The following is a 4520-nucleotide window of genomic DNA, read 5'->3' on the forward strand; positions in this document are numbered from 1 at the left end:
TCATCAGCGCCGCGACGACGCCGATCGCGACGATCGCGAGCACGATCGGATAGGCAAGCGCGGCGATCAGCTTTCCCCGCACCTCTGCCTGCCGTTCGAGCAGGTCGGCAAGGCGCGCGAGGATCGTCGTCAGGCTGCCCGTCGTTTCGCCCGCCGCGACCATGGCGCGATAGAGCGGCGGAAAACTGCCTGGCTGGCGCGCCATCGCATCGGCAAGGCGGCGGCCTTCGAGCAGCCCGGCGTGGACGTCGCCGATGACGGCGCGCGCCGTCTCGGCCTCGCTCTGGCGCGTCAACGTGCGCAGCGCCTCTTCGAGCGGGGCGACTTCGGCCAGCGTTGCGAGCTGGCGGGTGAAGAGCGCGAGATCCTTGTTCGACAATTTGTTGCGACGGAATGCGAACAGCGAACGGCCGGCGGGTTTCGCGCCCGCCGCTTCGACCGCGACGATATGGAATTTGCGCCGGATCAGGTCGGCGCGCGCGGCGTCGTCGTTCGCGGCGGTCAGCCGCCCCTTGCGCTCGCGGCCCTGGGCATCGATCGCCACATAGCGATAATCAGGCATCGACATCCTCGCGCCGCGCGATGCGGATCGCCTCTTCGGCGGTCGTCAGCCCCTTTGCCACCATCGTCCGCGCCGACGACGCCAGCGTCGGCGATTTCAGAAAGGCGTGGCGCGAGATCATCGATTCGTCGCCGCCGGCGTAGATGTAGCGCCGCACCGTCTCGTCGACCTTGATCGCCTCGAACACGCCGATCCGTCCCTTGAAACCCGTGCCGCCGCACTGGTCGCAGCCCTTTGGGCGCCAGATGACGGTGCCGATGTCGAGCCCGAGCATCGCGGCGATGCTGTTGTCGGCCTGCATCGGCTCGCGGCAATGGTCGCACAATTTGCGCACCAACCGCTGCGCGATCACCGCGCGCAGCGTCGAGGCGAGCAGGAAGGGTTCGACCTTCAGGTCTTTCAGGCGGGTGATCGCGCCCACCGCATCATTGGTGTGGACGGTCGACAGCACGAGATGGCCGGTCAGCGATGCCTGCACCGCAATGTCGGCGGTTTCGCGGTCGCGGATTTCGCCGACCATCACGACGTCGGGGTCCTGGCGCAGGATCGCGCGCAGGCCCGCCGCGAAATCGAGCCCGACCTTGCTGTTCACCTGGGTCTGGCCGACCCCGTCGACCGCATATTCGACGGGGTCCTCGACGGTCAGGATATTGCGCTGGCCGTCATTGAGCTGCTTCAGCGCCGCGTAAAGCGTCGTCGTCTTGCCCGAACCCGTCGGGCCGGTGACGAGGATGATGCCATTGGGTTCGGCCAGCGCCTCGCGCAAAATCTGGTCGGCGGCGCCCGACAGGCCGAGGACGTCGAAGTCGATCCCCGCCGCATCCTTGTCGAGGATACGCATCACGACGCGCTCGCCCGCGCGGCTGGGCAGCGTCGAAACGCGGACGTCGACCGCCTTGCCCGCCAGCGTCAGCCCGATGCGCCCGTCCTGCGGCACGCGGCGCTCGGCAATGTCGAGGCGCGCCATCACCTTGATGCGGCTGACGACGACGGGGGCGACGTGCGGCGGCATACGCAGATGTTCGCGCAGCACACCGTCGGTGCGCATCCGCACGACGAGCCCGCTTTCATAGGGTTCGATATGGATATCGCTGACCCCCTGGCGGACCGCTTCGGCGATGATCGCATTGATCAGGCGGATCGCCGGCGCGTCGTCGGCGCTGTCGAGCAGATCCTCGGCGCTGGGGAGGCTGAAATCCACGTCGCTGCCGTCGAGCGAGCCCGCCATGGCAGCGGCCGAGCTGTCGACGGCGTAATGATCGGACAGCAGCCGGTCGAAATCCGCGGCATCGGCGGTCGCGACGCGCAGCGGCTGGGCCAGGTATCGCTTTACCTCGATCAGCACGGCCGGATCGCTGCCTTCGCGCAAGGTTGCGAGCCAGACTCCATTCTCACCGGGCGCGATGACAACGCCATGCGCGCGCGCAAAGCCGTAGGGAATATCAACCGGCGCCGGGGGAGGCGCCGCCGGTTCGGTGTCGCTCACGGATAGTCTCCGGCGGGAGGGGCGGGTGCCTGCGAGATCGAGGGCGGCACTTCGGTCGAGATCACGCGGCCATCGGGGCCGCGCAGTTCGGGCAGGTTGACCGGACCGACGGTGATGTCGGCGGCGGTCGCCTCGGTCGGCACCGGCGGCACCGCGCCCAGATAATCGCGCACCAGCGTGTCGATCGCGGGTTCCTGGTCGGGATTACGCTGCAACTGGAAATCGCGGATATAGCCGTAACGCCGCGCGGTCAGCGCGGCATTGTCTTCGCGATTGCGCAGGATCGTCGGGCGGATGAAGACCATCAGGTTCGTCTTCGACCGCGTGCGGCTGCGCGATTTGAACAGCTCGCCAAGCAGCGGGATGTCGCTGAGCAGCGGGATGCGTTCGATGGTCTTGCGCTCGTCGTCGTTGAGCAGCCCGCCGATCGCGAGGATTTCGCCATCGTCGACGGTCAGCACGGTTTCAAACGCGCGCTTGTTGAGGATCAGGTCGCTGTTGCGCGACGACACGGGCCCGGCAACGCTCGACACTTCCTGCCGCAGGAACATCTTCACTTCGCCCGCGCCGTTGACCTGCGGGGTGACTTCCAGCTTGATCCCGACCTCTTCGCGCTGGACGGTGCGAAAGGCGTTTTCAAAATTGTCGCCCAATTGCTCGCCGGTCGTGATCGGGACGTCCTGGCCGACGAGGAATTTCGCCGCCTGGTTGTCGAGCGTCACGATATGCGGCGTCGCGAGCAGGTTCGACGTGGTGTCCGATTTCACCGCGTTGATGATCGCGCCAAAGATTGTGTTCTTGCCAATATCGCCCGCAAAACCCGCAAAACCGCCCGTCGCGGTCAGCAGCGAGGCGGCGGCGGCCTCTTGCAGGCTGTTGCCGAACGAGCTGCCCGTCGTGGTGACGGTGGTTGTGCCGTTCACCGTCGTCGTATCCTGCGACAGCTCGTTCGCGGCATAGGCCCCGCCGAGCGTCAGGATGTTGGGCGAGGCATTGCTGTAGCTCGTCGCAAGGAAGGGGATATTCTTGCCACCGAGCAGGAACTGGACGCCGAGTTGCTTCGCCGCATCGTCGCCGATTTCGACGACGATCGCCTCGACCAGCACCTGTTGTCGCCGGCTGTCGAGCTGGCGGATCAGCTCGCCGAGCATCCGCTGCACTTCGCTGTTCGCGGCGACGATGATCGCATTGGCGCCTTCGTAGCGCGTGACAATGGCGGGGCCGCGGGTCGAGATGCTGCCGCTGCCGCCGCTGCCGACCGAGGTCGCGGCGGCCGGGGCCGCGGCCACCGGCGCACTGGCGCCACCCGATGAGGATGTCGACGAGGCCGAAGCGGGCGGAAGCCCCGCCTTTTGCGCCGGATCGCTGCCGCCGCCGATCAATTGCTGCAACGTCGGCAGCAAGGTTTCGGCGTTCGCATGTTCCAGCCAATAGACGCGCAGTTCGGTGCCGCCCGCCGCCTTTGCATCCAGATCGTTCGCCATCGACACAAAACGCGCGACCAGCGCCTGATCGCCGCGCAGCGCAATGGCGTTGCTGCTGTCGATCGGCACGATCGCGACGGGTTTCTGGGCCCCCTCGCCCGCCGACGGCACCAGCGCCTGCAAGGCGGCAGCGATTTCGCGCGCGCCGGCATTTTTCAGCGTGACGATCTGGCTGGTCGAGCTGTCGCGGTCGATGCTCGACGCGAGCGCGCGGATGCGGCGGATATTGTCGGCGAAATCGGCAACGACCAGGCTGTTGGCGTTGCGGTTGGCGGTCAGCGAGCCTTGCGGGCTGACGAGCGGGCGCAGCGTTTCGACCGCCGAGACCGCGTCGATGTGACGCAGGCGGATGATTTCGGTGACGAACTGGTTCTGCGCCGCACCGCTGCTGCCGATCCGGCCTGGCTGTGCCGCAGCCCCGTCAATCGGCTGGACGCGATAGCTGCCGTTCGGGCCCGGCACGGCGACGAGGCCGTTCGAGCGCAGCGTCGCGAGGAAAATCTCGAAATATTCGCTGCGTGACAACGGCCGGTCGGTGACAACCGACACCTTGCCATTGACGCGACCGTCGATGACGAAGGTGCGCCCGGTGATCCGCGCCGCGTCCTGGATGAAGGCGCGAATGTCGGCATCGCGGACGTTGAGCGTATATTGGGCAATCGCGGGTGCGGGCGTGGCGGAAACCAGCGCGGCGGCGAGCATCAGGGACAGTTTGAGGCGCATAATCTCTATTTCGACAGAAAAATGGCAATGGGAACGACGCTGGCGCCGCGTTCGACTTCGAGCGCGATGCGGGCCCCCGGGGTCAGCTGGTTGGCGAGTGCGGCGGCATCGCTGGCCGACCCGATCGGCCGGCCGCCGACCGAGCGGATCACGTCGCCGGGGCGGAGACCCGCGGCGCGGAACGCCGCCCCGTCGCCCTGCGGTTGAACGACGATGCCGGTGACGCGCCCATTTTCGGTGCGCGGGGCAAAGCCGACGCCCGCCT

The 4520-nt window shown here is 67.2% G+C and carries 4 protein-coding genes; all 4 read right to left on the reverse strand.

The genetic code is table 11. The features are described 5' to 3' along the window. The coding region (locus tag A3E77_RS16900) for a type II secretion system F family protein (protein ID WP_293648066.1) at positions 1–562 on the reverse strand (562 nt) is incomplete at its 3' end. Continuing rightward, on the reverse strand, positions 555–2048 hold the full coding sequence (locus A3E77_RS16905) for a GspE/PulE family protein (protein WP_293648068.1): 1494 nt from the start codon (positions 2046–2048) through the stop codon (positions 555–557). The genes A3E77_RS16900 and A3E77_RS16905, both read right to left, overlap by 8 nt. Continuing rightward, entirely contained in the window at positions 2045–4255 is a 2211-nt protein-coding gene (gspD, locus tag A3E77_RS16910) for a type II secretion system secretin GspD (RefSeq protein WP_293648070.1), read from the reverse strand. The genes A3E77_RS16905 and gspD overlap by 4 nt, the downstream gene beginning before the upstream one ends. 5 nt (positions 4256–4260) lie before the next feature. After that, on the reverse strand, positions 4261–4520 hold a 260-nt coding region (locus A3E77_RS16915), incomplete at its 5' end, for a PDZ domain-containing protein (protein ID WP_293648072.1).

The organism is Sphingopyxis sp. RIFCSPHIGHO2_12_FULL_65_19 (genome assembly GCF_001830555.1).
Lineage (GTDB): Bacteria > Pseudomonadota > Alphaproteobacteria > Sphingomonadales > Sphingomonadaceae > Sphingopyxis.